28 protein-coding genes and 1 other RNA gene are annotated in these 26,495 nt (G+C 61.6%); 15 read left to right on the plus strand and 14 right to left on the minus strand.

Annotated features, from left to right (window positions below; translation table 11 throughout):
* Nucleotides 1-18: 18 nt before the first annotated feature.
* On the plus strand, nucleotides 19-1,020 hold the full coding sequence (locus DXT74_RS13750) for a hypothetical protein (protein WP_194426233.1): 1,002 nt from the start codon (nucleotides 19-21) through the stop codon (nucleotides 1,018-1,020).
* A gap of 252 nt (nucleotides 1,021-1,272) precedes the next feature.
* On the plus strand, nucleotides 1,273-1,635 hold the full coding sequence (locus DXT74_RS13755; RefSeq protein WP_081555140.1) for a hypothetical protein: 363 nt from the start codon (nucleotides 1,273-1,275) through the stop codon (nucleotides 1,633-1,635).
* A 113-nt stretch (nucleotides 1,636-1,748) separates the two neighbouring features.
* On the opposite strand, the gene DXT74_RS13760 is transcribed toward DXT74_RS13755, so the two are convergent.
* Nucleotides 1,749-3,014, minus strand: coding sequence for an Hsp70 family protein (locus DXT74_RS13760; RefSeq protein WP_194426234.1), 1,266 nt, complete (start codon nucleotides 3,012-3,014; stop codon nucleotides 1,749-1,751).
* Nucleotides 3,015-3,228: 214 nt separating this feature from the next.
* On the opposite strand from DXT74_RS13760, the gene DXT74_RS23140 reads away from it, so the two are divergent.
* The 3 genes from DXT74_RS23140 to DXT74_RS13775 all read left to right on the plus strand — a co-directional run bounded on the left by DXT74_RS23140 (nucleotide 3,229) and on the right by DXT74_RS13775 (nucleotide 5,624).
* Nucleotides 3,229-3,897, plus strand: coding sequence for an OmpA family protein (locus DXT74_RS23140; protein WP_194426235.1), 669 nt, complete (start codon nucleotides 3,229-3,231; stop codon nucleotides 3,895-3,897).
* 321 nt (nucleotides 3,898-4,218) lie between these two features.
* On the plus strand, nucleotides 4,219-5,286 hold the full coding sequence (locus DXT74_RS13770; RefSeq protein WP_043631415.1) for a DNA-binding protein: 1,068 nt from the start codon (nucleotides 4,219-4,221) through the stop codon (nucleotides 5,284-5,286).
* Between the two features lie 101 nt (nucleotides 5,287-5,387).
* The gene (locus DXT74_RS13775; RefSeq protein ID WP_043631418.1) at nucleotides 5,388-5,624 is read left to right on the plus strand and encodes a hypothetical protein; all 237 of its coding nucleotides are present in this window, start codon (nucleotides 5,388-5,390) and stop codon (nucleotides 5,622-5,624) included.
* Nucleotides 5,625-5,628: 4 nt separating this feature from the next.
* Here the strand turns inward: DXT74_RS13775 and DXT74_RS13780 are convergent, their stop codons facing one another.
* The 6 genes from DXT74_RS13780 to DXT74_RS13805 all read right to left on the minus strand — a co-directional run bounded on the left by DXT74_RS13780 (nucleotide 5,629) and on the right by DXT74_RS13805 (nucleotide 9,872).
* Nucleotides 5,629-5,799, minus strand: a complete 171-nt coding sequence (locus DXT74_RS13780; protein WP_194426236.1) for a hypothetical protein — start codon at nucleotides 5,797-5,799, stop codon at nucleotides 5,629-5,631.
* Nucleotides 5,800-5,983: 184 nt separating this feature from the next.
* Nucleotides 5,984-6,466 (minus strand): GAF domain-containing protein, encoded by a 483-nt coding sequence (locus tag DXT74_RS13785; RefSeq protein WP_043631421.1) that lies wholly within the window; start codon nucleotides 6,464-6,466, stop codon nucleotides 5,984-5,986.
* Between the two features lie 106 nt (nucleotides 6,467-6,572).
* Nucleotides 6,573-7,313 carry an acetoacetyl-CoA reductase gene (gene phbB, locus DXT74_RS13790; protein WP_039753408.1) on the minus strand — a complete coding sequence of 247 codons (741 nt, stop codon included), beginning with the start codon at nucleotides 7,311-7,313 and terminating at the stop codon, nucleotides 6,573-6,575.
* A gap of 114 nt (nucleotides 7,314-7,427) precedes the next feature.
* A complete protein-coding gene (gene rsgA, locus DXT74_RS13795; RefSeq protein ID WP_019100148.1) occupies nucleotides 7,428-8,303 on the minus strand; it encodes a ribosome small subunit-dependent GTPase A in 876 nt (291 codons plus the stop codon).
* Nucleotides 8,300-8,626 carry a 4a-hydroxytetrahydrobiopterin dehydratase gene (locus tag DXT74_RS13800; RefSeq protein ID WP_194426237.1) on the minus strand — a complete coding sequence of 109 codons (327 nt, stop codon included), beginning with the start codon at nucleotides 8,624-8,626 and terminating at the stop codon, nucleotides 8,300-8,302. Before DXT74_RS13800 ends, rsgA begins: the two co-directional genes overlap by 4 nt.
* 1 nt (nucleotide 8,627) lies before the next feature.
* Nucleotides 8,628-9,872 carry a M48 family metallopeptidase gene (locus DXT74_RS13805; RefSeq protein WP_194426238.1) on the minus strand — a complete coding sequence of 415 codons (1,245 nt, stop codon included), beginning with the start codon at nucleotides 9,870-9,872 and terminating at the stop codon, nucleotides 8,628-8,630.
* 81 nt (nucleotides 9,873-9,953) lie between these two features.
* Between DXT74_RS13805 and orn the strand changes: the two genes are divergently transcribed.
* The 3 genes from orn (at nucleotide 9,954) to DXT74_RS13820 (ending at nucleotide 12,904) form a co-directional block, all read left to right on the plus strand.
* A complete protein-coding gene (gene orn / locus DXT74_RS13810) occupies nucleotides 9,954-10,499 on the plus strand; it encodes an oligoribonuclease (RefSeq protein ID WP_114155354.1) in 546 nt (181 codons plus the stop codon).
* Nucleotides 10,500-10,742: 243 nt separating this feature from the next.
* On the plus strand, nucleotides 10,743-12,392 hold the full coding sequence (gene pgi, locus DXT74_RS13815; RefSeq protein ID WP_194426239.1) for a glucose-6-phosphate isomerase: 1,650 nt from the start codon (nucleotides 10,743-10,745) through the stop codon (nucleotides 12,390-12,392).
* A gap of 11 nt (nucleotides 12,393-12,403) precedes the next feature.
* Nucleotides 12,404-12,904 carry a CinA family protein gene (locus tag DXT74_RS13820; protein ID WP_043631438.1) on the plus strand — a complete coding sequence of 167 codons (501 nt, stop codon included), beginning with the start codon at nucleotides 12,404-12,406 and terminating at the stop codon, nucleotides 12,902-12,904.
* Nucleotides 12,905-13,166: 262 nt separating this feature from the next.
* Here the strand turns inward: DXT74_RS13820 and xerC are convergent, their stop codons facing one another.
* The 4 genes from xerC to DXT74_RS13840 form a co-directional block, all read right to left on the minus strand.
* Nucleotides 13,167-14,051, minus strand: coding sequence for a tyrosine recombinase XerC (gene xerC, locus DXT74_RS13825; protein ID WP_194426240.1), 885 nt, complete (start codon nucleotides 14,049-14,051; stop codon nucleotides 13,167-13,169).
* Nucleotide 14,052: 1 nt separating this feature from the next.
* Nucleotides 14,053-14,907, minus strand: a complete 855-nt coding sequence (locus DXT74_RS13830) for a MoxR family ATPase (RefSeq protein ID WP_194426241.1) — start codon at nucleotides 14,905-14,907, stop codon at nucleotides 14,053-14,055.
* 65 nt (nucleotides 14,908-14,972) lie between these two features.
* A complete protein-coding gene (locus DXT74_RS13835) occupies nucleotides 14,973-15,386 on the minus strand; it encodes a hypothetical protein (RefSeq protein WP_039753403.1) in 414 nt (137 codons plus the stop codon).
* Nucleotides 15,387-15,398: 12 nt separating this feature from the next.
* Nucleotides 15,399-15,836: a thioesterase family protein gene (locus DXT74_RS13840; protein ID WP_114152394.1), complete on the minus strand. Its 438-nt coding sequence runs from the start codon at nucleotides 15,834-15,836 to the stop codon at nucleotides 15,399-15,401.
* A gap of 117 nt (nucleotides 15,837-15,953) precedes the next feature.
* On the opposite strand from DXT74_RS13840, the gene DXT74_RS13845 reads away from it, so the two are divergent.
* Nucleotides 15,954-16,403, plus strand: coding sequence for a universal stress protein (locus tag DXT74_RS13845; RefSeq protein WP_019100138.1), 450 nt, complete (start codon nucleotides 15,954-15,956; stop codon nucleotides 16,401-16,403).
* A gap of 125 nt (nucleotides 16,404-16,528) precedes the next feature.
* Here the strand turns inward: DXT74_RS13845 and DXT74_RS13850 are convergent, their stop codons facing one another.
* Together DXT74_RS13850 and ffs are read right to left on the minus strand one after the other, a co-directional pair.
* Complete coding sequence (locus DXT74_RS13850) at nucleotides 16,529-16,852, minus strand: DNA-binding transcriptional regulator (RefSeq protein WP_019100137.1); 324 nt, start codon at nucleotides 16,850-16,852, stop codon at nucleotides 16,529-16,531.
* A 270-nt stretch (nucleotides 16,853-17,122) separates the two neighbouring features.
* Nucleotides 17,123-17,221: signal recognition particle sRNA small type (gene ffs / locus DXT74_RS13855), an RNA gene on the minus strand.
* 159 nt (nucleotides 17,222-17,380) lie between these two features.
* On the opposite strand from ffs, the gene argE reads away from it, so the two are divergent.
* Together argE and DXT74_RS13865 are read left to right on the plus strand one after the other, a co-directional pair.
* Nucleotides 17,381-18,553 carry an acetylornithine deacetylase gene (gene argE / locus DXT74_RS13860; protein WP_043631457.1) on the plus strand — a complete coding sequence of 391 codons (1,173 nt, stop codon included), beginning with the start codon at nucleotides 17,381-17,383 and terminating at the stop codon, nucleotides 18,551-18,553.
* Nucleotides 18,554-18,738: 185 nt separating this feature from the next.
* On the plus strand, nucleotides 18,739-20,127 hold the full coding sequence (locus DXT74_RS13865) for a sodium-dependent transporter (protein WP_194426242.1): 1,389 nt from the start codon (nucleotides 18,739-18,741) through the stop codon (nucleotides 20,125-20,127).
* A 218-nt stretch (nucleotides 20,128-20,345) separates the two neighbouring features.
* Here DXT74_RS13865 and DXT74_RS13870 read toward each other — a convergent pair whose 3' ends face one another.
* Nucleotides 20,346-20,624 (minus strand): hypothetical protein, encoded by a 279-nt coding sequence (locus tag DXT74_RS13870; RefSeq protein ID WP_043631460.1) that lies wholly within the window; start codon nucleotides 20,622-20,624, stop codon nucleotides 20,346-20,348.
* 222 nt (nucleotides 20,625-20,846) lie between these two features.
* On the opposite strand from DXT74_RS13870, the gene DXT74_RS13875 reads away from it, so the two are divergent.
* From DXT74_RS13875 to DXT74_RS13890, 4 genes are all read left to right on the plus strand, one after another.
* Complete coding sequence (locus tag DXT74_RS13875; RefSeq protein WP_275888035.1) at nucleotides 20,847-22,046, plus strand: amino acid aminotransferase; 1,200 nt, start codon at nucleotides 20,847-20,849, stop codon at nucleotides 22,044-22,046.
* Nucleotides 22,047-22,142: 96 nt separating this feature from the next.
* A complete protein-coding gene (locus tag DXT74_RS13880; RefSeq protein WP_114152391.1) occupies nucleotides 22,143-22,769 on the plus strand; it encodes a YbhB/YbcL family Raf kinase inhibitor-like protein in 627 nt (208 codons plus the stop codon).
* A gap of 223 nt (nucleotides 22,770-22,992) precedes the next feature.
* On the plus strand, nucleotides 22,993-23,340 hold the full coding sequence (locus DXT74_RS13885) for a hypothetical protein (RefSeq protein ID WP_043631470.1): 348 nt from the start codon (nucleotides 22,993-22,995) through the stop codon (nucleotides 23,338-23,340).
* A 190-nt stretch (nucleotides 23,341-23,530) separates the two neighbouring features.
* Nucleotides 23,531-26,437 carry a DNA translocase FtsK gene (locus DXT74_RS13890; protein WP_370551723.1) on the plus strand — a complete coding sequence of 969 codons (2,907 nt, stop codon included), beginning with the start codon at nucleotides 23,531-23,533 and terminating at the stop codon, nucleotides 26,435-26,437.
* Nucleotides 26,438-26,495: the final 58 nt, after the last annotated feature.

Raw genomic sequence — 26,495 nt, forward strand, 5'->3', positions numbered from 1 at the left:
GTGCCTAGAGGGGGACGCATGTTAGGGCGCTTGTTGCAAAGATGGGGGCTGGATGCCGAAAGCCGGCAGCAGCAGCGGGAGTTGACGCAGGCGATAGAGTGCCTGATCGACGGCACGGACAAGCGCTTGCGCCTGACTCCCGGCTATCTGGAGGCGCTGGCGCCGGGCATGCGCGTTACCCAGGCTTATCTGTCCGAGTTGCCGAACCGAATGCCGGAGCCGCTGGAATTATCCTTGCGCGGCTTTGCGCAGGACCCGAGGTTGGGTTTGTTGTTTTCCGGACCGGCCAGCCTGCTGTCCTGCCTGCGGCAGAGCGAGCCCCTGCGCAACTTTTTCTTGTCCGCCAGCCAGGGCGACGAGGCCTGGGCTTTACTGTCGATGGTGCGCAGCGAAACCGGCCGCCTGGGCGTGGCGATGGAGGGGGGAGAGTTGCGGCGCGAGGTGCCGCAGCAAGTGGTGAGCTTTGACGGCCATCGCTTGGCGATGCCCTGCGCGTCGCGCGAGCTGCTGCGCGAGAGCAGCGCGCGGCGCAGCGAGGAGATGCTGACCACGGTGATTGCGCGGCGCTTGAGCTTGCTGGAGCAGCTGCGTCAGACGCTGGACAACGAGATGTCGCGGCTACAGTTGCGTTTGAGCGTGCTGCGTTGCGAGGCCGGCACCGTGGTGGATGGGGCCTCGGATGGATCTCCTCTGCCTGACACCTGCGAAGGGGTGCAGCGACGCATGGAAGAGATCAAGCCGCAGTTGCGCGAGGCGCGCGGAGCGCTGAGTCTCGAGGGCCTGTTGGAAACCGTGCGCCATGTGTTGGAGCATCCTGCGGATTATTTCCGCTTGGAATGGCGGACCTTGTACTTGAACCGCATGGGGGTGAAGCAGGATGCGCCCGGCGAGGACGCCACCAAGCTGGAGTTCGAGGAACTGGTGCTGGGGCAGGCTCAGCCTTTGCGTCGGGCCTTGATGCCGGTGCGGGTGACGCGTCAGGCCTTGGCGGAACTGGAGCGGGAGTTCGGCAGCGACTGAAACAGATCCTGCTTCGTCAAAGCGGGCTGTGCAAAGCCGAAACAAGGGCTATGCTGGAACTGTAGAGTCGCTTTCGATCAGCCTTCAGGGCGGCTGATTGAGTCTGCCCCGGCACCAGGCCGGGGTTTTTTTGTGCCGGCCGCATCGCGATGGGATATTTTGCGGCCGGAACGCGCGATATGCCCGTCAGGGCTTGCTTTGTGCTATCCTTGCGCCCCTCTTCAGCAACGACTGTGACCCGTCACTCAAGCCATGAAAGATCCTTGCGATCACTACACCTTCGATCTGATTGGCGGCGTCCGCAAAAAGCCGGGGCGCAAGCCCTTGGGCGAGCGCGCGATGACCGTGGCCGAGCGCAAGCGCCGCAGCCGCGAACTGCGCCGCAGTCGTCTGCAGGAGCTGTCGGTGACGGTGGAGCTGAGCCGCGACGCGCAGAAGTCCCTGGACAAGATGATAGAGTGGTGGGGCGTCAGCAAGAAGGAGGCGATCAATCGCGCGCTGATGATAGCCTGTCAATCGCAAACCGGGCGCACCGCTCAGCTGTTTGAATTCGAGCTGCCGCCGGAGGCGCGGCGCAAGGGTAAGAAGGCGGCGGGCGGCAAGCCCGATGCTTGAAGCGGAACGGACATGCAAAAGGCCGGGCAAATTGCCCGGCCTTTTTCTATTGAAGCATGGGTTTGGCGTCTGTTTGAGATTTTGCCCCTGCTCGCGAGAGCGTAAACAGGTTCTTAGCCGTAGCGTTTAGCCGCCTCGATCGCCAGGCCGCTGCCGATGCTGCCGAACAGGTCGCCCTCTACGTGACGGGCTTGGGGCAGCAGGCGCTTGATGCTGTCGCGCAGCGCCGGCACGCCGCTGGAGCCGCCGGTGAAGAAGACAGTGTCGATGTCGCCGGCCTGGGTGCAGGCGTCCGTTAGCAATTGCCGCACGGTGGCGCCAATCTGGGTCAGCATCGCGTCGATGCTCTGGTTGAACTGATCGCGGCTCAACTCGCAGCGCAGGCCCGCTTCTATGTGGCCGAGGTCCAACTGGTGGAAGGCTTCGTCCGACAGCGCGATCTTGGCGGCTTCCACCTGCATTGCCAGCCGGTGGCCGGCGCGGTCTTGGATCAGGCGGAACAGTCGATCCAGAACCTGGGGTTGCGCGGCATCGCGATGCACGTCTTGCAGGTCCATCCAGGCTTTGCGGGTGTAGGCGAAATTGATGGTGTGCCAGGTGGCCAGGTTGAAATATTGGCTGGACGGCATCTCCGCGTTATTGCGCAAGCGGCTTTTGAAGCCGAACAGGGGCATTACGCCGTGCAGGCTCAATTGCTTGTCGAAGTCCGTGCCGCCGATATGCACGCCGCCGGTGGCGAGGATGTCGTCGCGGCGCTCGTCCAGGCGATGGCGCTCGGGCGCCAGCCGGATCAGGGTGAAGTCCGAGGTGCCGCCGCCGATGTCGACGATCAGCACCAGCTCTTCGCGGTCCAGCCGGGCTTCGTAGTCGAAGGCTGCTGCGATGGGTTCGAACTGGAAGGACACTTCTTTGAAACCGACCTGGCGCGCAATCTCGCCCAGCGTCGACTCCGCTTCTGCGTCGGCCTTGGGGTTGTCGTCGACAAAGTGGACGGGTCGGCCCAGCACCACTTGTTCGAACGGGCGGTCGGCAGCGCGGTCGGCGCGCAATTTCAGCTCCTGGATGAACAGGCTGAGCAGGTGGCGGAAGGGAAGCGCCTTGCCTTGCACTTCAGTCTGGCTGTCGATCAGGTTGGAGCCCAGCAGGCTTTTCAGCGAACGCATCAGTCGGCCTTCGTAGCCTTCCATGTATTCCTGAAGCGCCAGCCGGCCGAACACGGAATGATCCTCCTCGTAGTTGAAGAAAACCACCGAGGGCAAGGTGATCTTGCCGTCCTCCAGCGTCAGTAGAGTGGCTTGGTTCGGGCGCAGCCATCCCACGGTGGAGTTGGATGTGCCAAAGTCAATGCCGCAGGCGCGGGCCGTAGTCTGCGTGTTCATATTCCCTCCCGTAAAGCGAGGCGCGATGGTACGCGGATTGACGCGGCAAGGGAAGGCTTTAGCTGCCGAATCAAGCGTTTTGTCGCGCAGGCGTCGTCGATTGCGCCTGCCTTTTGGCCGGGGCGCGCGGTGGCCGCGGCGTAATGGGTATATGCTGAAAGCGCGTTCCGCATGAGCTGGCGCGGATAATGGACTGAATGGAAAGGATCCGGGCATGAATAAACTGATCGTGATGTTTGTTGCATTGGCGCTGGGCAGCGGCAGCCTGTCCGGCTGCGCGAATATGTCCGAAACACAGAAGGACACCGGTGCCGGCGCGGCAATTGGGGCCGTGGCCGGCGCGGTGCTGGGCGGCCTGACCGCGGGAGGCAATCCGGGCCGTAGCGCGGCCACCGGGGCGGCCTTGGGCGCGGCGCTGGGCGCTGGCGGCGGTTATTTGTGGTCCAAGCACATGCAGGAGCAGAAGGCCGCGATGGAGCAAGCGACCAAGGGTTCCGGCGTTAGCGTCAGCCAGACCGCCGACAATCAACTGAAGCTGGATATTCCCAGCGATGTGTCTTTCGACGTGGGGCGTTACGATATCAAGCCCAATCTGCGGCCGATTCTCGATCGCTTCGCCGCCACCTTGAATCAGAATCCGGTGACCACGGTGAGCATCGTTGGCCATACCGATAATACCGGTTCCAATGCGGTCAACGACCCGCTATCGCTAAACCGTGCTCGTGCTACGCGCGACTATCTGACCGCGCGTGGCGTGGCCGAGGGGCGGATCAGCATTACTGGCCGCGGATCGCATGAGCCGGTGGCTAGCAACGCCAGCGCGGCGGGGCGGGCGAAGAACAGGCGAGTGGAAATCTTCGTGGGCGAGGCCGCGCGCGGCTAAGAACCTGTTTACGATCTGCTGCGCGTCGTGAGACGTCGCATGGTGAGGGCCGTTTCGAAATGCTCATGTGCCACGAGTACATTCCGCTTTTTCGCTCGTTTTCGCCTTGTCTCGCTCTTGCTCGCGAGATCGTGAACAGGTTCTAAGGCGAGGGGTTAGCAGGAGGGGTGGGCGTCGCCAGGCGACGCGCCGCCCTTTTTCTTTTGCCGACTCTTGCCGTGCATGTGAGCGCCAATTGTTAAATTTCAAATGTAATACGTAATATATTTTAAAGTGCCGCTTTGCTAGAATGTCGGCCACGATAAACGAGCATTTTCAGGCATGGCGACAGACATTTATTCGCGTATCCGGCAGGCGGCGTTCGAGCTGGTGGGCGAGGGCGTATGGCCGACGGTGCTGGAGGTTCGGGCCAGAATCGGCGCGGGCTCCAACACGACGATCAACAACACCTTGAAAGAATGGCGACAGGAGTTTTTGTCGCGGGTGGCGATCTCGTCACGGCGGCCGGATTGGCCGGCCGGCCTGGCCGAAGCTTTCGAACAGGTATGGCAGCGGGCCTGCGACGAAGCGGACGGGCGGCTGGAGTCTTTGCGTCAGGACGCGGAAACCGCAGTGGCGCAGGCCGCGGCGGAGACTCGAGAGCTAAAGGATAGCTTGGCTGCGCGCCAGGCCGAGCTGCAATCCGCCTTGCGTGAGCTAGAGTTGCGGGCCGCGCGGCTGGCGGACCTGGAAGGACGCTTGCAGGGAGAGGAAACCCGGCGTCAGATGTTGGAGCGGGCGGGGCGGGAGCAGGAGGCGAGGCTGGAGCAGGCCCGGAAGGAAATGGCCGAGGTCAGGCGTCAGGCTGAGCAGCGTCAGCAGGAGCTTGAGGAGCGCGCGGAGCAGAAGGTGCAGGAGGCGCGCGAAGAAGCCGCCAGACGCGAGTCCCTGGCTTATGAGCGTCTGGAAGGTTTGCGGCTGAGGCTTTACGAGCAAATGGAAGAGGAGCGCCGGGCCATGCAACAGGCGCAGGCCCGCCAGGAAGAGGCTTTGCAACAAAGCCGGCGCGAGCGGACTCGACTGGAGGGGGAGTGGCGCGACCGCCTCGCGGAGCGCGAGCGAGACAACGGCAGGCTGGAGGCGAGGCTGGAGTGGCTGGAAGGGCGCAACGCGGCTTTGGAGCAGGACGCGCTGAGGCAGGCTGTGCAATTGGAACAGACCTCGGCACGCTTGCTGGACATGGCCAGCGAGAACAGCCGGCTGGCCGGAGAGATGAATCTGGGCGCCGAGCGGCAACTGGCGCGTCTGGTGGAGTTGCTGGCCGTCTCGCGTCAGGAGCTGTTGACGTTGGACGAGGCCGGCTTGCGCGAGTGGTTGGGCCGGCAGCTGCAATTGCCCCTATTAGGCTAACTGCGCTCCGGACGCGTGTTTCTACTAAGTGCTTGCCACGATGTCGCTTGTAGCGGGCTTTGTTAGTTTGTCGAGATAGGATTGTCTTTATTGGAGGCAATATGACTTTCGGCGAATACTACCGCGCCCCGGCGCTGATCTCCTTGCTGGCCTTGTTCGTGTGGTGTGGATTGTGCTGGGCGGACGCTGGATCTTTCTGGCAGGGCTTGCTGGCTATGGTTACGGGCAAAAATCTGTCCATTCTGTCCGGTCTGGTCGTGTTTTGGATTTTGGAGCTGGCGGGGCGAGTTTGGTTGCGGCCTCGGGAGGGGCGCGATTCAATGCGTTTGCAGCTCTAGCCGGTTAAGCCGGTCTGATAATGAAAAAGCGCGCCTGTCGGCGCGCTTTTTCATGGCCGGAAGGTGTTTCCAGCGCCTTATCACTGAAGCGCGGCAAGCGCTTGGAGCCTGTTTGCGATCTGCCGCGCGTCGGCGATACGGCGTTGAAAACCGCTTCGAAATGTTCATGCGCCACCTGTACATCCCGCTTTTTCGCTCGTTTCCGCCTTGTCTCGCCTTAGCTCGCGAGATCGTAAACAGGTTCTTAGAGCCGCTAACAAAACCTCGCAGAGAACCTGAGCCAAGGCGCGCCGACGCAGGCAGTGCAAGTGGTACGACAAGGAGGCGCAACGCAGGATCAGGGGTTTTGTTAGCGGGTCTTAAAACAGGCGGGTAAGACCCGCCGCGATGCGTTCCAGGTATTCGGCGTCCACCGCGTCGAAGCTGGCTAGTTCGCTGGAGTCCACGTCCAGCACCGCGACCACTTCGCCGTCGGCGTTGCGGACCGGCACCACGATTTCCGAGCGCGCGCTGGATGAGCAGGCGATATGACCGGGAAAGGCGTCGACATCTTCCACCACCAGGGTGGCGCCGGCCTGCCAGGCGCTGCCGCACACGCCTTTGCCGAAGGGGATGCGGGTGCAGGCGATTGGGCCCTGGAAGGGACCTAGCACCAATTGTTTGTCCTTGACCAGATAAAAGCCGGTCCACAGCCAATCAAAGCTGCTGTGCAAGGCGGCGCAGAGATTGGCCAGCGCGGCGATTTGGTCCGTCTCGGATTCAATCAGCGCCAGCGCCTGCGGCAATAGGGTTTGGTAGCGCTCTTGTTTGTCTGCGCCGTGGACGATCAGGTGTTCTGCCATGGGTATGTCGGGGTGTGGCTTGGGAAGGCGATAGCATACACAGCGGACGGACAAAAAGAAAACGCCGCCCGGCGGGGCGGCGTCGCATGGCGGGCGGCGGCCCGGTTTACATCATGTGCTGGCCGCCGTTCATCGCCACGTTGGCGCCGGTGATGAAGCCCGCCTGTTCGGAGGCGAGGAAGGTCACCAAGGCGGCGATTTCCTCGGGCTTGCCCAAGCGGCCCACCGGAATCTGGGCGATGATCTTGTTGCGGACGTCTTCCGCCACCGCCATCACCATATCAGTGGCGATGTAGCCGGGCGAAATGGTGTTGACGGTCACGCCCTTGCGCGCCACTTCCTGCGCCAAGGCCATGGTGAAACCGTGCATGCCGGCCTTGGCCGCGGAGTAGTTGGTTTGGCCGAACTGGCCCTTCTGGCCGTTGATCGACGAAATGTTGATGATGCGGCCGAAGCCGCGGTCGCTCATGCCGTCCACCACCGGTTTGGTCATATTGAACAGCGAATCCAGATTGGTGCGCAGCACCGCGTCCCAGTCTTCCTTGGTCTGCTTCTTGAAGCTGCAGTCGCGGGTGATGCCGGCGTTATTGACCAGCACGTCGATCGGCCCCAGGTCTTTGGCCACCTTTTCGGCCAGTCCCTTGCAGGCTGCGGTGTCGGTGACATCGCATTGATAGGCGTGGATATCCTTCAGTCCCAGCCCCTTCATGTCGGCGAGCCAGGCTTGCTCTCGGCCAGGCTTGCTGTAGGTGGTGACTACGATGTGACCGCTTTCAGCGAGGGCTTTGCAGATGGCGGTGCCAATACCGCCCATGCCGCCGGTTACGAGTGCGATTCGCTTAGTCATGGTGCTGGCTCCTTATTAGCTGTCTGTCTGGATATGCTTATGCGATACGACTTTCAGTTTTTTAGGATAAATGAATTACCCGTGTATGTGAATGGAAAGTACGCATACCTTTCGTCACGGCTTGGATGGTGAAAGTTCATCCGTTAGACGCTGCAGCAAAGACAGCCGGGACTTGACGATGGCGCCGGATTCACATGCGGTCATGATGGCACAGTTCGGTTCCACGCGGTGCGAACAATTGTGAAAGCGGCATTGACCTATCAGCGGGCGCATTTCCGGGAAGTAACGGGTCAGTTCCGCGGCCTTCAAATGCTTGAGGCCAAACTCTTGCAAGCCGGGGGAATCAATCAGGTGGCTGTCCGCGTTCAGATGGTAGAGCGTGGCGTGGGTGGTGGTGTGGCGGCCGGAGTCCAAGGCGGTGGAGATGTCGCCGATGCGGGCGTTGGCGTCCGGCAGCAGCGCATTGGTCAGCGTGGATTTGCCCATGCCGGACTGGCCGACGAAAACGCTGGTCTGGCCTTGCAGCAGCGGCAGCAACGGCGCGACATCCTGCTTGGCGGACAGGGTGACCACCTGGTAGCCCAGGCGCCGGTACAGGTCCAGTTTGAGCAGCAAGCTCGCGGTTTCCGGCAAGTCCGCCTTGTTGACCACGATGACGGGGTCGATGTCGCCGGCTTCCGCCGCGATCAGGCAGCGGCCCAGCAACTCCTCGTTGGGGCTGGGCACCGCGGCGATCACGAACAGGATGCGGGTTACATTGGCGGCGATGACCTTGGTTTTCCAGTCGTCCTGGCGATAGAGCAGGCTGCGGCGCTCCTGCGAGCGCTCGATGACCGCCTGTTCCTTGTTTTGCACCAGAATGTCCACCCAGTCGCCGCAGGCGAAGTCGACGCGCTTGCCGCGGGTGGTGCAATCGTAAACTTGGCCCTCGGATTCGACGATGAAACGGCGGCCGTGGCTGCGGATGATTTGTCCAGTCTGACCTGTCATGGGCGAGCCAGAAGCGCTTCGGTCTTGGCCGCGCAGATGAAGTCGTTCAGTGTCAGGCCGCCGGCGTCGTGGGTGCTGAAGTTGACGACGACGCGGTTGTAATGCACGGACATGTCCGGGTGGTGGTCTTCGCGATGGGCGATCCAGGCCAGCGCGTTGACGAAAGCCATGGTGTCGTGGAAGTCGGCGAAGGGGAAGGTTTTGGTTAGTTCGATGCCGCGGATGTTCCAGTCGGGCAGCGAGCCCATCAATTGATTGACGGTGCTGGCGGCCAGCGGGTTGGCGCCGTGTTGGGCTTCGCAGGACAGTTCAAGCAGGTTCATGTCAGCGGTTTCCTTGTAGATGGTTGATGCGCAGCGCGGCGGGCGGGTGCGAGTCGTAAAAGGCGGAGTGCAGCGGGTCCGGCGTCAGCGTGGACGCGTTGTCGCGATAGAGTTTGACCAGGGCCGACACCAGTTTGCCTGCGTCGGTTTCGTTGGCGGCAAATTCGTCGGCCTCGTATTCGTGGCGGCGCGACAGGCTGCTGGACAGCGGCGTGAACGGAAAGGTGAAGGCCGGTACTGCGGTGAAGAACAGGATGAGCGCCATTGCGGTGCTGGGCGTGGAAACGCCCAGGCCGGCGTAGAACCACGGCGCATCCAGCAATTGGCCTAGCAGGAACAGGAAGCCCAGTGACAGCGCAAAGGCTAGCGCGATGCGCTTGGCGATGTGGCGGCGCTTGAAGTGGCCCAGCTCATGCGCCAGCACCGCCTCGATCTCTGCGTGGTCCAGTTGCCCCAGCAGGGTATCGAAAAACACAATGCGCTTGCCGGCGCCGAAGCCGGTAAAGTAGGCGTTGCCGTGGCTGGAGCGGCGCGAGCCGTCCATCACGAACACACCCTGGCTTTTGAAGCCGGCGCGTTGCAGCAGCGCTTCGATGCGAGCCTTGAGTTCCAGGTCTTGCAGCGGTGAGAACTTATTGAACAGCGGGGCGATCAGCGTGGGGTAGAGCGCCACCATCAGTAGCTGGAAGCCGGTCCAGACCAGCCACACCCACAGCCACCACAGCGGACCGGAGATGTCCATCAGCCACAGAATCAGCGTCACCAGAGGCAAGCCGATGGCGGCGCCTAGCAGCAGGCCCTTGATCTGGTCGATGATGAACAACCTGGGCGTGGTTTTGTTGAAGCCGAAGCGGGCCTCGATGCCGAAGGTGGAGTATAGGCTGAGCGGAAAGCTGATGCAGCCGGTCAGCACCGATACGCCCACGATCAGTAGCAGGCCGGACAGCAGCGGCGAGGCGCTGGCGTTGGCGGCGATGCCGGCCAAGTACTGCAGCACGCCGCCAAAGGTCAGCGCCAGGATCACCAGACTGTCCAGCAAGGCGGAAAACAGGCTGAAGCGAGTTTTGGCGATGCAATAATCGGCGGCCAACTGATGTTGTTGCAAGGTGATGGCGTCGCGGAAAGCCGCGGGCACTTCCGCGCGGTGGCGGGCGATGTGGCGGGCATGACGCCAGCCTAGCCAGAGTTTTAGCGCGAGGGTGGCCGCCAGCGCGGCCAGGAAGAGAGAGCTGAATGCCTCGGTCATCGGAGTCCGTTATCTGCTGTCAGGTTTGCCGCCAGCGCGGCAATGAAGGAAAATGGCAGGGTTTTGCAAAGATTGGCAAGTATGACACAAGATCAAATGAACCTCATCTGGCTCGACATGGAAATGACGGGCCTGAATCCTGAGACCGACCGCATCATCGAAGTCGCGATGATCGTTACCGACAGCCAACTGAACGTGGTGGCGGAATCGCCGGTGCTGGTGATCCACCAGCCGGACGAGGTGTTGGACGGCATGGACGACTGGAACAAGAACACCCATGGTAAAAGCGGCCTGATCGAGAAGGTCAAGGCCTCCACCTTGGGCGAAGCCGAGGCCGAGCAGATACTGCTGGACTTCATGGCTCAGTACGTGCCGCCGCGGATCACGCCGATGTGCGGCAACACCATTCATCAGGACCGCCGATTCATGGTGCGCTGGATGCCCAAGCTGGAGGAGTATTTCCACTATCGCAACCTGGATGTGTCTACCTTGAAAGAGCTGTGCAAGCGCTGGAAGCCGGAAGTGGCGCGCGGCGTGGTCAAGCGCGGCAAACACGAGGCGCTGGCGGATATTCTGGAATCCATTGAGGAGTTGCGTTACTACCGCGAGCATTTCCTCAAGCTCTAAGAACCTGTTTACGATCTGTTGCGCGTCGTGAGACGGCCCATGGTGAGTGCCGCTTCGAAATGCTCATGTACCGTGTGTACACTCCGCTTTCTCAGCGGTTTTCGCCTTGTCTCGCCCTGGCTCGCGAGATCGTAAACGGGTTTTAAGAGTCAGTGCCAAGCGGCTCAAGCGGTAATCGGGGGCGGCTCCATGATGGGGCTTGCTCCTTTACTTTTGGCGAACTTTATTCCATCGGCAATCTACATGGCTTCGCATCGCACGTCCGACATTAACTCCACCCGGGTCTGGGCCCGTTTGCATCAACATCAGCGCGCTACCCGGCACATGCATATGCGTGAGCTGTTCGACGCCGATCCGCAGCGCTTTCAGCGTTTTTCGCTGGAATTGGACGGCCTGTTGCTGGATTACTCCAAGAACCGCATCACCGAACGCACGCTTGAGCTGTTGTTCGAGCTGGCGCGGGAGGCCGATTTGGCCGGCTGGATGGAGAAAATGCGGAGCGGCGAGCGCATCAATGTCAGCGAAGACCGCGCGGTGTTGCACACCGCGTTGCGTTTGCCGGCTGGGGCGACACTGGTGCTGGACGGTTGCGAGCTAGTGACCGAGGTGCAAGCGGTGCTAGCGCGGATGCGCGCGTTCAGCGAGCAGGTACGCGGCGGCGAGTGGAAAGGCTTCAGCGGCCGGCGCATCCGCCACGTGGTCAACCTGGGCATAGGCGGGTCCGACCTGGGGCCGCTGATGGTGAAGGAAGCGCTGGCCGCGTACGCGACGCCGGAGCTGGACGTGCATTTCGTCTCCAATGTGGACGGCGCGCACGTAGCGCGCACGCTGGAACGGCTGGACCCCGCCGAAACCTTGTTCATCATCGCCTCCAAATCCTTCACCACGCCGGAGACCTTGCTGAACGCGCAGGCTGCGCGGCAATGGTTTTTGCAAGCTGGAAGCGAGGCCGACATCGCGCGCCATTTCGTCGCGGTGTCCACCAATCAAGCGGCGGTGGAGGCTTTCGGCATCGATCCCGCTCACATGTTCGGCTTTTGGGATTGGGTGGGCGGCCGCTATTCCACCTGGTCCGCGATTGGCTTGCCGGTGATGTTGGCGATAGGTTTCGATCATTTTCAGGACTTCCTGGCCGGCGGCCACGCGATGGACCGGCATTTCTTTTCCGCGCCGTTCGCCGCCAATATGCCGGTGCTGCTCGCCTTGATAGGGGTTTGGTATAACACCTTCTACCGTGCCCACACCCATGCCATCATGCCTTACGACCACGGCTTGCGGCGCTTGCCGGCTCATGTGCAGCAATTGGACATGGAGTCCAATGGCAAGCGCGTCGGACGTTACGGCGAGGCGCTGGATTTCGACACCGGCCCGGTGATCTGGGGCGAGGAGGGCGCCAACAGCCAGCACGCTTTTTTCCAGTTGCTGCATCAAGGGACGCGGCTGGTGCCTTGCGACTTCATCATTCCGATGCGCAGCCATTACCCGGTGGCGGACCAGCACCAGGTTCTGGTGGCCAACTGCCTGGCTCAGACCGAGGCGCTGATGCGCGGCAAGGGCGAGGCCGAGGCGATGCGTGAGCTGGCGCATCTGCCGGGCGAACAATTGGACATGTTGCTGCCGCAGAAGCTGTTCCCGGGCAACCAGCCGTCTAACACCCTGGCGCTGGATGAAGTAAGTCCGTACAGCGTGGGCATGTTGCTGGCCCTGTATGAGCACAAGGTGTTTGTGCAGGGAGTGATCTGGGGGGTCAACTCTTTCGATCAATGGGGGGTGGAGTATGGTAAGCAGCTGGCGCGCCGGATTTTGCCCGAGCTGATGGCCGATGACGACGCGCTGGCGCACGATAGCTCCACCAACGGCTTGATTCGCCATTTCAAATCGCGGCAATCTTAAGAGAAAGCGCCATGCAAGAAAGCCTGGAGTTGGCCCGCCGTTTAGGCGAGCGTTTGCTGGCGGCGGGCGAGAGTGTCGCCGCCGCCGAGTCCTGCACCGGCGGCATGATCGCCGCGGCGCTGACCGACATTGCCGGTAGCTCGGCTTGGTTTGGTTACGGCGTGGTCACTTACAGCAATGAGGCCAAGCAAGGTCTGCTGAAGGTGGAAGACAGCGCCTTGCGGGAGCACGGCGCGGTCAGCGAGGCGGTGGTGCGGCAGATGGCTGCCGGGGTGCAAAGCCTGTCCGGCGCGGATTGGAGCGTGGCGGTGTCCGGCGTGGCCGGCCCCGGCGGAGGCACGGCAGCCAAGCCCGTGGGGCTGGTTTGGTTCGGCATTGCCGGTCCAGATGGCTGGAATGAGGCGTTCAGCTGTCGCTTTGACGGCGATCGAGGCCAGGTGCGCACGCAAACGGTGATGCGCGCCTTGCAGCGCTTGGATGAGCTGGTGGCCGAGCGTAGCCGCTTGGCTTAGACCCGCTAACAAAACCCCTGATCCTGCGTTGCGCCTCCTTGTCGTACCACTTGTACTGCCTGTGTCGGCGCGCCTTGGCTCAGGTTCTCTGCGAGGTTTTGTTAGCGGCTCTTAGAGCCTGTTCACGATCCGCTGCGCGTCGTGAGACGTCTCGCGTGAGTGCGGCTTCGAAATGCTCATGTGCCATTTGTACATTCCGCTTTCTCAGCCATTTTCGCCTTGGTTCGCTACATCGTGAACACGCCCTTGGCTCGCAGGGCGTTTAATCCTTTTTTTCCGGCTTCTTGCGCGCACGCGGATGTGCGCCATCGTAGACCTTTGCCAGGTGTTGGAAGTCCAGCGCGGTATAGATCTGAGTACTGGACAGATTGGCGTGCCCCAAGAGTTCTTGCACTGCGCGCAAGTCGCCGGATGACTGCAGCAGGTGGGAGGCGAAGGAATGGCGAAGCATGTGCGGATGCACGTGTTGCTGCGCGCCGGTCTTGATCGCCCAGTCCCGCAAGCGTTTCTCCACCTGGCGGCCGCCCAGTCGCCCGCCGTGACGGGCGATGAACACCGCGCGCTCGTCCGGCGCGGCCTGACGCTGCGCCAGCCAGCGCTGCATGCAGACGCGCGCCTCGGCGCCCAGCGGCGCGATGCGCTCCTTGCCGCCTTTGCCGCGGATGCGCAGCAGGTCGTCGGAAAAGTCCAGGTCCTCCAGGTTCAACCCCACCGCTTCGGATAGTCGCAGTCCGCAGGAGTAAATCAGCTCGAACAGCGCGCGGTCGCGTATGGAAAGCGCGTCGGGGTCGTCGATGCGGTCCAGCAGGGCCGCGGTGCTGTCCACCGGCAAAGCCTTGGGCAGCGGTTTGTCCTGTTTGGGCGCGCGCAGGCCTTGGCTGGGGTCGTCCGCACGCTGTCCGCTGTCCAGCAACCATTGGTAGAAACGGCGCCAGGCGGAGAGCTTGCGCGCCAGGCTGCGGCTATGCAGGCCCTGAGCATGTAGTTTGGCCAGGGTTTTGCGCAGCTGCGCGTGCTCGGCCCGTTCCAGAGGAGCGGGCTGAAGCAGGGCCGCCAGCTGTTCCAGGTCGCGCAAGTAGGCGGCGGAAGTGTGGTTGCTGCGGCCGGCCAACGCCAGCGAGGCGGCAAAGCGCTCCAGGGTTTCCATCTTAGCGGCGCAGCTTGGCCATCTGCATCAGGCGCTCGAATAATTGCAGGTCCTGCTCGCTTTTCAGCAGCGCGCCGGCCAGCGGCGGCGGGGCGTTGTCCTGATGGCGCTGCTTCAGCGCCGAGGCGTCCATGCCTTCCGCCGATAATAATTTCAGCCAGTCCAGCAGTTCCGAGGTGCTGGGTTTTTTCTTCAAGCCCGGCAACTCGCGGATGGAGAAGAACACTTCCAGCGCTTCGCTGACCAGCTGTTGGCGCAGCGACGGGAAGTGAGCGTCGATGATGGCCTGCATGGTGTCCCGGTCCGGGAAGCGGATGTAATGGAAGAAGCAGCGGCGCAGGAAGGCGTCCGGCAGTTCTTTTTCATTATTGGAGGTAATGATGATGATGGGGCGCTGGCGCGCGCGCACGAATTCCTGGGTCTCGTGCACGAAAAACTCCATCTGGTCCAGTTCCCGCAGCAGATCGTTGGGGAATTCGATATCGGCCTTGTCGATCTCGTCAATCAGCAGCACCGGCGCGGAGGCGGCGTCGAAAGCCTGCCACAGCTTGCCTTTGACGATGTAGTTGCGGATATCGTGCACGCGGGCGTCGCCCAGTTGCGAATCGCGCAGCCGCGACACCGCGTCGTATTCGTACAGGCCGTGCTGGGCCTTGGTGGTGGATTTGATCGGCCAGACAATCAGTTCTCGGCCCAGGCTGCGGGCCACTTCCTCGGCCAGCATGGTTTTGCCGGTGCCGGGCTCGCCCTTGATCAGGAGCGGGCGCTCCAGCGTGATGGCGGCGTTCACCGCCATCATCAGGTCTTCAGTGGCGATATAGTTGTCTGTTCCGGAAAATCGGGTATTGCTCGTCATGGGTGCGGAAGGCTTCGAAATGGCCAAAGCAGCCGCGCAAACGGCTGCTTTGGCGGGGAAAGAGGTCAACGGGCGAATTCGCGTTCCAGGTCGTCCAGCGAAATGCCCCAGCTTTTCATCATGTGGCTCAGCAGCGCCATTTCCGGCTCGCTGATGGTGCCGTCGGACTTGCTGATGTCCATGGCCAGCACGCAGGCCAAAATGCGTTTTCGGTGGTCGCTCACCTCGGCCAGCAAACCGTTGATGCGCTCCGCGTCCAGTAAGTGGATGGTGCCGTCGTCGTTGGCTTCGTCGGAGACGTCGTCGCAGTAATCCACCAGCACCTTGGTGAACTGCTTGCGCGGCAGGCCGATCAGGTCGTAGACGTGGAGTTTTTCCAGCAACTCCAGCTCACGCGGGTCCATATTGCCATCCGTGATCATAAACATAGCCAGCAGGCGCGCCATTGCTTCCGGGCTATTGAGTGCGTATTTTCTCATGACGCCTTTCCTTTATTCTGATGTGACGCTCAGCCGCTCCAGAAACGCTGGGGGCATGGCGGCAAGCTTGCGGCTTTCGTAATCGAAGAAGACTAGGCCTGTCTTCAATCTTGCCACTTCTTTCCCGGTTTTGTCATTGCTTGCCTGATAGAGCAAATCGAAACCGCGCGGACCAATGTCGTCCACCGCCAAATCAAAGCGCAGCATCTCGCCGTGGAAGGCTTCCGCGCGGTAGCAGATTGCGGTGTCCGCCACCACAATGCCCAGGCCCTCGATGCTGAGTTCGTGCGGATAGCCTAGACTTTGTAAAAAGCGCAGACGCGCCTCGTGGGCCAGTCTCAACACGGCGTCGTTGCCTAGATGGCCGGCGTAGTTGACGTCGCCGATTCGGATGTCGATGCGGGTTTCGAAGGCGAAGCGCTCAGGCATGGCAAGCTGGATTCTGGGCATGATGTGGGCTTTGGGCGAGTGGTTTGGCTGAGTTGTTTGTCTTAACCTGAGTCAACAGGACAGTGTCTTGGTTTGATAGACTGCAAGTGTAAGGCAAATACAACAAGGAGCAGAGTCATGTATCAGCGCATATTCGTACCGGTGGATGATAGCGAGACCTCCAATCTGGCGTTGCACGAAGCTTGCCACCTGGCCAAGGAAGTGGGCGCCAGCCTGAAGTTAGTGCATGTGGTGGACTTGGCCCAGTTCGGCTGGGGCGGGACTGAGTTTCTGGACGCGACCGAACTGCAAAAGTCGATCAAGCAGGCGGGAGAGCAGGTGCTGGGGCAGGCCGGGGCCAAGGCCAAGGAGTTGGGCGTGACGGCGGATTGCAAAATCCTGGAAAGCTGGGGGGATAAAATCGCCGCGGTGCTGGTGGACGACGCCGGCGCCTGGGGGGCGGATTTGATAGTGATGGGTACCCATGGTTGGAGCGGTTTGATGCATCTGCTGATGGGGAGCGTGGCGGAAGGCGTGCTTAAACTGGCGGACGTGCCGGTGTTGCTGGTGCGCAACCCCGGGGACTAGGCTGATGGCATGACGGGCGCGCGGCTAGAGCGGGATGTGGCGCGCCGTTGCTTGTCGGACAATCCTTAGAGTAAAAATAAAGCCAGCCGGCATTGCTGCGGGCTGGCTTTCCTCGCGGAAGAGGGTCAAGCAGCGGTGGCTTCCACGCTGCCGTCCTGAGCTTCCAGCTTGGTGCGAACCGCTTTGCGCAGGCTCTTGTACAGGTCCGGGTGGGTTTCCTTCAGGTACTCGACGATTTCGAAGTCTTCGCGGCGAACCTTGGACAGGTCGATCTGCTCAACGTGAACCAGGCGCAACAGTTCGCGCACCGGCTTGGGCATGTTGCGGCCGCTCTCGTAACGGGAACCGCCGGACTGGGTCACGCCGATGCGGCTCCAGAACTCTTGCTGGTTCAGGCCGAGCTTGCGGCGGATTTCACGCGGGTTGGGGATCTTTTCAAACAGTTTCATGAGTGTTCCTCTCAGTATCAAAGAATATTGGTTCTAATATTTTTTAGGTTTCGTGCCCTGCACCCTAAAAATAGCAAAAAAAATCCATCAGGAATAATTCTGATGCAAAAAAGTTCATGAAGTTCCGTTAAGTGCCAACTTCGTTTTTTGCAATGTTAGTGGATTCTTATTGTCAAGGACAATGGGATTTGAAGGGCGAGACGCGAAAAGATACTGTGTGGTCGCTTTTTTGTAAAGCGTTTTGGCGTTTGAGACTGAAAAAAAGGGAGGGGCGGCGAGCCTGACCCCCGGCACTTGCGCTAAATAACTGTGGCTGCTTCCTTCCGGACCTGACCAGGTTCGCTATCGCGCAATGCGGGGAGACCCGCCTCAAGAGAAGACGCATTCTAACGATAAGCAGTCGTTTTGCCAAGCGCGACGTGCGTTTTTGTCGCTGGGGCTGGGGCGGCGTTGGTTGCCGAAGCTTAGCCGCGCAGGCAGACTGGGCGGCATCTATCTCAAATACCGCGGCAAGCGTGGGAGTGTGTAATGACGCAATCAGCGCAAGAACTGTTGGCGGAACTGGTCCGCTTCGACACTACCAGCCGGCATTCCAATTTGCAGCTGATCGAATGGGTGCGCGCTTATCTGCTGAAACTGGGCGTGGAGTCGACGTTGACCTTTAACGACGATGGCGGCAAGGCCAATCTGTTTGCCCGCATCGGCGCGCCAGAAACGCCGTTGGTGGTCTTGTCCGGCCATAGCGACGTGGTGCCGGTGGATGGCCAGGTCTGGAGCAGCGATCCCTTCGTTTTGACTGACAAAGGAGAAGGGCGGCTGTATGGCCGCGGATCCGCCGACATGAAGGGCTTCATCGCCTGCGTGCTGTCGCTGGCGCCCTGGTTTGTCGAGCTGGCCCAGCGCGGAAGTTTAAGGCAGGGCATAGGCATCGCGCTGTCGTACGACGAGGAAGTCGGCTGCCTGGGCGTGGGGCGTCTGATAGACCGATTAGCGGCGGACGGAGTGAAGGTGTCCGGCTGCATCGTCGGCGAGCCCACCAGCATGCAGCCGGTGATCGCGCACAAAGGCATCGCCCATTTTCTGTGCAAGGTCCAAGGCCGCGCGGCGCATTCCTCCCTAACGCCGCAAGGCGTCAACGCTATCGAGTTCGCGGCGCGACTGATTACCCATATTCGCAAGCTGGCCGACGCGGAGGCTTCGTTTGGTCATCGCCAGGCCTTATATGATGTGCCGTTCACCACCTTGCAGACCGGCACCATCCATGGCGGCACCGCTTGCAATATCGTGCCCAAGGATTGCGAGTTCATGTTCGAGTGCCGTTGGCTGCCGGGCGACGGACCTGAGCGTTTTGTCAGCTCTGTCAGGGACTACGCGGCCACCTTGCTGTTGGAGATGAGGGAGGTGGCGCCGGAGGCGGAGATAGAGATTGAGCAGGTGGTGTACAGCCCTGCCTTCGAGTCGTCGGAAAACAGCGAGGTGCGCCGCACCGTGGCGCGCTTGTGCGGCTGCGACGGCGGCAAGGGCGTTGCCTACACCACCGAGGCGGGCCTGTTCAGCGAGGCCGGCATCGCCTGCGTGGTGCTGGGGCCTGGCAACATCGAACAGGCTCACCGGCCCGATGAATACATCGAGATTGAACAACTGGAGCGGTGCGTGGCCTGGTTGCGGCGTTTAGGGGATGAGCTGGCGCAAAAACCATGAAGATTTTTTTGCGCTGATGGCCGAATAGCAGCAAAATCGCTGCCGGCGACAAGCCGAACACTCAAGTTGCCCGCCAGGGGGATCCCTTAGGCGGGCTTGTTTTATGGTGGCGTTAGAAGCCGCTCAACGTCCGGTCCAAAGGGGCTGTGGGCGTTGGCGCGGCGGTTGTCAGAAAGAAAAAATAAATGAGTCAGAACGTGGGATCTGTGCGGCAGGGAGGCGCGGCCAAGTCGCGAGACGGCTTCACCTCCAGCTTTGGCGTATTGGCTGCGACTCTCGGTTCCGCCGTGGGTCTCGGCAATATCTGGAAGTTTCCTTATCTGACCGGCACCAATGGCGGCGCCGGTTTTTTGGTGGTGTACGTGCTGGCCACATTGCTGGTGGGCCTGCCGGTGATGATCGCCGAGATCATGCTGGGTCGCAAAGCCAAGACCGATGCGGTGACGGCGATGAAGACGCTGGCGCCCGCCGGCCAGCCGTGGTGGCTGATCAGCGCCTTCGGCGTGCTGGCCGCCTTCCTGATTATGGCTTTCTATTCGGAAGTGGCGGCCTGGGTGTTCGCCTACGTGTTCAAATCCTTGGGCGGAGGCTTGTTGTCCAGCGACCCCAAGGCCACTTCGCAGGCGTTCAGCGCGCTGATTTCCGATCCGTTGCAGTCCTTGCTGTGGCAATGGCTGGTTTTGCTGTTGATCGGCGGCATTCTGCTGATGGGCGTGTCCAAAGGCATTGAGGCGGTGACCAAGAAGCTGATGCCCTTGTTGTTCCTGCTGTTGTTGGTGATCGGCGCGCGCAGCCTGATGCTGCCCGGCGCGGCCAAAGGGTTGGACTTCCTGTTTACCCCTGATTTTTCCAAGATCAGCGGCGCGGTGGTGCTGACCGCCGTGGGCTTGGCCTTCTTCAAGCTATCCATTGGCATGGGCACCATGATCACCTATGGTAGTTATTTTCGCGATGATCAAAATATCCCCGTCACCACATTCAGGGTGATGTGCGCGGATTTGTTTGTTTCCATTCTGGCCGGCATCGCCATTTTCCCCGCCGTGTTCGCTTTCGGCTTCGAGCCGGCGGCCGGGCCGTCGCTGTTGTTCATCACAATTCCGGCGGTGTTCGCCAGCATGCCGCTGGGCAATGCGTTCATGGTGGCCTTCTTCGTGCTGGCCGCGATCGCGGCCACCGGCGCGATGCTGTCCATCCTGGAGGTGCCGGTATCGGTTTTCAGCGAACGTTTCGGCATCAGCCGAGTCAAGGCCACCGTGATCAATTTGCTGCTGTTGGCCTTGGTGGGGGCGGGCTGCGCCTTGTCCAACAGCACGCTGTCCGGCTTCAAGCCTTTCGGCATGACCTTGTTTGATCTGTTCGACTTTGTGACTTCTAACCTGCTGATGCCTTTGGGCGGCATCTTCCTTTGCCTGTTCGTTGGCTGGGTATGGGGTTTCGAACGGTTGAAGCAGGCGTTGAGCAATGAGGGCGAGCTGAAGAACGAGGGCTTGTTGAAGGCGCTGTTCTTCGTGTTGCGCTATGTGTCGCCGCTGTTGATTCTGGTGGTGATGCTCAAGGGCCTGGGCGTGATCTGAGAACCTGTTTGCGATCTGTTGCGCGTCAACGATGCGGCGTTGAAACCGGCCTGGAAATGCTCATGTGTCACGCGTGCATTCGCTTTCTCAGTCTTTTCGCCTTAGCTCGCGAGATCGTGGGCTCGTTCTGAGCCGCGGCTCAGGCGCGCCTCGGATGCTGATCGGAACGCAAATAGAAAAGGAGCCAACAGGCTCCTTTTTCATTTTTGCGCAAGCGGTCAGGGCTGGGCGACGTCGTCTTCCGGTATCACCACTGGCGGAGGCGTGAAGCCATTGATTTCTCTGGCATTTTTTTCCAGTAGCAGCACAATGCTGGTGTTGAGCGCGCCGAAGGCCCAGCTAATCAGGAAAAACACCGAGTAGGCCGAGAGCTTGTCGTTGAAGAGGATTTTGCCGTGCAGACTGAGCTCGGCAGGGTCGAAAATGGAAAAGAATACCCCAGTCGCCAAGATGGCGATGATGAAGGAGGGCCAGAACAGCAAGATGCCTTTTTTCATGAGTCATGCTCCTGTGGCTACCGCAACGGAATGCTTGGGTGGCTAATGTCAGGGTAATGGCCGGGCGTCGCGCTGTCAAAACGCTGCGGCGACGGATGGCGGCCCGGAGAACGGCTCTCCATGTTAGACTGTGGCCATCCGGTTTTTCTTGTCCAGCCGGCCAGGGCGCGCGCTTTTGGCCGGTTGTTGCGTAAAGTAATGGAGCCTTGCATGACCTCTTCGATCTTCTCCGCCGTAGAACTGGCGCCGCGCGACCCTATCCTGGGCCTGAACGAAGCATTCAACGCCGATACCCGCACCACTAAGGTGAATCTGGGCGTCGGCGTGTATTCCGACGACAACGGCAAGATCCCGCTGCTGGCGGCGGTGAAGGCCGCGGAGAAGGCTCGTCTTGAAACCATGCCGCCGCGCGGCTACCAGCCGATCGAAGGCGCTCAGGCTTACGACAGCGCGGTGCAGAACCTGTTGTTCGGCGCGGACAGCGAGTTGATCAAGGCCGGGCAGGTGGTGACCGCTCAGGCCTTGGGCGGCACAGGCGCCTTGAAAATCGGCGCGGACTTTCTGAAGCGCCTGAATCCGGCGGCCAAGGTCTACATCAGCAACCCGAGCTGGGAAAACCACCGCGCGCTGTTTGAGTCCGCTGGCTTCGAAGTGGAAAACTACCCGTATTACGACGCGGCCACCCGCGGCGTCGATTTCGACGGCATGCGCGCTTTCCTCGCGCAGCTGCCGGCCGGTTCCGTGATTGTGCTGCACGCCTGCTGCCACAACCCCACCGGCGCCGACCTGTCTGACGCGCAATGGGCCGAGGTGGTGCAAGTTTGCCGCGAACGCGGCCTGGTTCCCTTCCTGGATATGGCCTACCAGGGCTTTGCCGACGGCATCGACGCCGACGCCGTGGCCGTGCGCCTGTTCTCGGCCTCCGGCCTGCAGTTCTTCGTGTCCAGCTCCTTCTCCAAGAGCTTCTCGTTGTATGGCGAGCGCGTGGGCGCTTTGTCCATCGTCACCGCCGGCAAGGAAGAGTCCGCGCGCGTGCTGTCCCAACTGAAGCGTGTGATCCGCACCAACTATTCCAACCCGCCGATTCACGGCGGCGCGGTGGTGGCCGCGGTGCTGTCCAATCCGGAACTGCGCCAGCTGTGGGAAGACGAGCTGGCCGGCATGCGAGATCGCATTCGCGCGATGCGCGTTGGCTTGGTCGAGGCGATCAAGGCCGAAGGCGTGGCTCAGGACTTCTCCTTTGTCGCCCAGCAGCGCGGCATGTTCTCTTATACCGGCCTGAGCGCGGCCCAGGTGGAGCGCCTGCGCGCCGACTTCGGCATCTACGCCGTATCCACCGGCCGCATCTGCCTGGCGGCGTTGAACAGCAAGAACCTGGCCTATGTGGCTTCCGCCATCGCTCAGGTGGTGAAAGCGGGCTAAGCCTGGCCGGTTTTGTTATCAAGCATCGCCAAAGCCCCGCCTGTCGGGGCTTTTTTTCAATCGGCCGATCGCCGGCCGTAGTCAAGGAGCAGATTCATGCAATTGCACAGCCGCAGCTTTCAAGACGGGGAACGCATTCCGGGCCGCCTGGCCTTCTGCGTGCCGGACGCGGGCAGCCATGTGGCGCTGTCCGACAACCTCAACCCGCATCTGACCTGGAGCGGGGCGCCGGCGGGGACGCGCTCGTATGCGTTGGTCTGCCATGATCCGGACGTGCCGTCGCGCGGAGACGACGTCAATCAGGAGGGGAGGGAAGTGCCGGCGGATCTGCCGAGAGTGGACTTCTACCACTGGCTGCTATTGGATATCCCCGCCGGACAGAACGAGATCGCCGAGGGCGGCCACAGCGCGGGTGTGGTCGCGCGCGGCAAGAGCGGCCCGGGAGCCCCGGGCGGTTTGCGTCACGGCGTCAATGACTACACCGGTTGGTTCGCCGGGGATGCGGCGATGGCGGGGGACTATTACGGTTACGATGGTCCCTGCCCGCCGTGGAACGACAGCCTGGAGCATCGCTACGTCTTCACCGTATACGCTTTGGACGTGGCCAGCCTGCCGGTGGCCGGGGCGCTGACGCCGGCCAACATCATGGCGGCCATCGACGGCCATGTGCTCGCATCGGCAAGTCTGACCGGGCGCTATACGCTGAATCCGCGTTTGCTGTAACTGTTCCGCAATGTAAGTAAGTGGCAAAAAGGACAGTTTGTCTCTCTCCCAACGCAGAGGCTTCTGGCAAGGGATTGCAGTGAGCCAATGAAATGCAGCATGATGTTGCGGCGTTTACCGTCTCCGCGGCTGATTTGCTTAGGCGGCCGCGTCCATGCGGCGCTTTGAACCGCGGCCGGCCAAAAGCGGCAAACGATAACAACATCAAAGGGGATTAACTGTCATGGTTGCAAACACTGTTAAAGACAAGCTGCCGGCCGCCGTGTTGGCGACGGGGGCTTTTGACGCGGACGATGCCGATGTGCGCAACAATCTGGGGCTGATGGGTTTGTTGGATGTGAATTCGGGCGATGGCCGTTATCGCCTGACCGCAACGCTGGAGCCGGAGGTTGAAGGCGTGGACGATGTTCAAGCCTGGGTCTTGGAAATGGAGCTTGTGACTTTGGCCACTGGGCAGGTTTTGCGTTGCAAACAGGCCGGCGTCGCCTACGCCGGACCGACGCCGGGCAGCCATCTGCGCCGCCTATTGGCCAACGGCCAACTGCAGGGGTACTTGCAACTGGCCGCCTAGCCCGATTTCGCCGTCAGCAGGAATTAAGCCGCCGCGTCACGCTGCGGCTTAATTTTTTTCACTTACGGGCATTCATCGTCTACGAGCGCCTGCCGCGAACACTATAAAAAACGGTACAATCGCCGCAGTCGGGCCGACATTGGATTTGGGCTCGGCCGTTAATTTTCGACATCGTCAGAGGTTGTGAACTGTGTGGTTTGTGCTGTGTGTGCTGCTGTTGATGCTAGGTGCGCTGGCTTGGCTGGTGTATACCGGCCGTGTCGTCTTGTCCGAATGGACCCAAAAGCTGGATCGCTTGTTGGGCATGTCGCCGTCGGAGCGTCATGAGCCGGACTACTTCGCTGAAGAGGCCGACGCCGGATTGAGCGCAGCGGAGTCCCGAACCGGGCAGCGAACCGAACCGACGGCGTCCCGCGAAGCGGCTCCCGCCGCCGAGCCGGAGCCGGCAAGACCCGCCGCGCCGCAGCCTTCCCCGGAGCGTGAAGCGCCTTTGGCCATGCCCGAGCGTGAAACCATCGTGTTGCCGAAACGACAGACTGCGCCGCCTCAAGCCAAGCCTGAGTTGCCTACGCTGGAACTGTCTCGAGAATATCGCAAGCGCGTGCGGCAGCCGTCGGCGGATCAGCCGCAGGCCAAGGAACTGCCAGTGATTGGCTTGCATGAGCTGCAGCATAATTTGCAGTCGGACTATCGCCGCCGTCAGGCCTCCCGGGTGCTGACGCAGAGCATCAAGGAGCCGGGCGCGTCCGCCTTGCCGATGATTGAGCCCAGCGAGGTGCGCGAGCAGTTGCGCCATATTCATTCCAAGCGCGGCAAAAGCATGGCCGCGCCCCTTCCGGCAGCCATGCGTCCGCTGACCGTCAAGCCGCAAGAAGAGGCGGAGCCGCAAATCGTGCCGCCCCCGGTGGTGCGGCATGAGTTGCCAGCCAGCGCGCGGCCGGCTCAACACGGCTGGTTAGCGCCAGCGAGGCCGTCAGCGCCGCCGGCCGAGCCGAAAATCGTCGCCGCTGTCGAGATGCCCGACATGCTTGCAGAGATGTCCGTGGAACTTGAGGTGGCTGCGAGCGCGCCGGATGCGACGCGCCCGGAGCCAGAGGCGTTTGTCGAATCCGTGTTCGACGCGCGGCCGGGGCCTGAAGTCGTCGCTGCGGTCGATTTGCCCGCGCCAGGGCCTACGACGCCCGACACCGCTGTTTTGGCCGAGGCGCAGACGCCCCCGCCCGAGCCGCCGCCGGCTGTCATGGCCGCAAGGACGCCAGATCCGGTTTTTGCCGAGGCGGATGCGCCGCGCGCTGCCGAGCCGGCGCCGTGGCGCTGGCCGCAGACCCGTTCGGTACTGGTGCAGGACGAAGAAAAGCCGGCCGTGGTGCAGCGCGAGAGCGTGCCGGCGGAGCCGCCGTCGGTGGCTGCCGCGGCGCAGCAACTGGCCGCCAAGCCACTGCCTTGGGTTTTGATCGAGCCCCCCGTCGCCGCGGCGCCGGATGAGGCGCCAGCGGAGAAGGCGCTGCCTTGGGACGCAGCGCCTGAGTCCGGCAGTTGGGCGCAACAGGCGCAGCAGCAGGTGGAGCTGGCGGCCGAGCCGGCGCCACCCAAGCCGCGGCCGGTATACGATGATTACGGCTTGCCGGGGCTGGATTTGCTGCGCCCGGCGGACGAGGCGACGGTGACTTGCTCGGAAGAGGAACTGCTGGAACGCGGCATCGTCATCGAGGAGAAACTGGCCGAGTTCAAGGTCAAGGTCAGCGTGGTGGACGCCTACGCCGGCCCAGTGATCACCCGCTACGAAGTGGAGCCGGCGGTAGGCGTGCGCGGCAACCAAGTGGTCAATCTAATGAAAGATTTGTCGCGCGCGCTGGGCCTGGCGGCGATCCGGGTAGTGGAAACCATACCCGGCAAGACTTGCATGGGTTTGGAGCTGCCCAATCCCAAGCGTCAGATGATCCGCTTGTCCGAGATATTCTCCTCCGAGGTATTCCAGCAACCGCGATCGCGTCTGACTCTGGCGCTGGGAAAGGACATTACCGGCCAACCGGTGGCGATGGACTTGGCCAAGGCGCCGCATCTACTGGTGGCCGGCACCACCGGCTCGGGCAAATCGGTGGGCGTCAACGCCATGATTCTGTCCATGCTTTACAAGGCGCGGCCGGACGAAGTGCGTTTCATCATGATAGATCCCAAAATGCTGGAGCTGTCGGTGTACAACGACATTCCTCACTTGCTGGCGCCCGTGGTGACTGATATGAAACTGGCCGCCAACGCGCTGAATTGGTGCGTGGGCGAGATGGAGCGCCGTTACCGGCTGATGAGCGCGCTGGGTGTGCGTAATCTGGCCGGCTACAACGACAAGGTGCGCGAGGCCGAGGCCGTGGGTCAGCGCATCAGCAATCCGTTCAGCCTGACGCCGGAAACGCCGGAGCCCTTGGAGGCGCTGCCCTTCATCGTGGTGGTGGTGGACGAGTTCGCCGACTTGATGATGGTGGCCGGCAAGAAGATCGAGGAATTGATCGCGCGTTTGGCGCAGAAGGCGCGCGCGGCCGGCATCCACTTGATCCTGGCGACTCAGCGGCCGTCGGTGGATGTGATCACCGGCCTGATCAAGGCCAATATCCCGACGCGGATCGCCTTCCAAGTGTCCAGCAAGGTGGACAGCCGCACCATTCTGGATCAGATGGGGGCGGAAAGCTTGCTGGGTCAGGGCGATATGCTGTTCCTGCCGCCGGGCACCGGCTATCCGCAGCGCGTGCACGGCGCCTTCGTCACCGACGACGAAGTGCATGCCGTCGTCGAGCATCTGAAGCAGTTTGGCGAGCCGGATTATGTGGAAGGGTTGCTGACCGGCGAGAGCGAGGCGGAGGAGGAGTCAGCCGCCGCCACGGCGAAGGCGCAGGCGGCCAGCGAGAGTGATCCGTTGTACGACGAGGCGGTTGAAATCGTGATGCGCACTCGCAAGCCGTCGATTTCCTCTGTGCAGCGCCACCTGCGCATAGGCTATAACCGCGCAGCGCGCCTGATTGAGGAAATGGAGGCCGCGGGCATCGTCAGCCCGATGGAAAGCAACGGCAACCGGACGGTGCTGGTGCCGCAGCGCGAGCTGTGAAAATCTCTGTGCGATCATAATGAAAAAGCGCGCCGGTTGCGGCGCGCTTTTTCCTTTC

Source organism: Chromobacterium sp. Rain0013 (assembly GCF_015291765.1).
GTDB classification, from domain to species: domain Bacteria; phylum Pseudomonadota; class Gammaproteobacteria; order Burkholderiales; family Chromobacteriaceae; genus Chromobacterium; species Chromobacterium haemolyticum.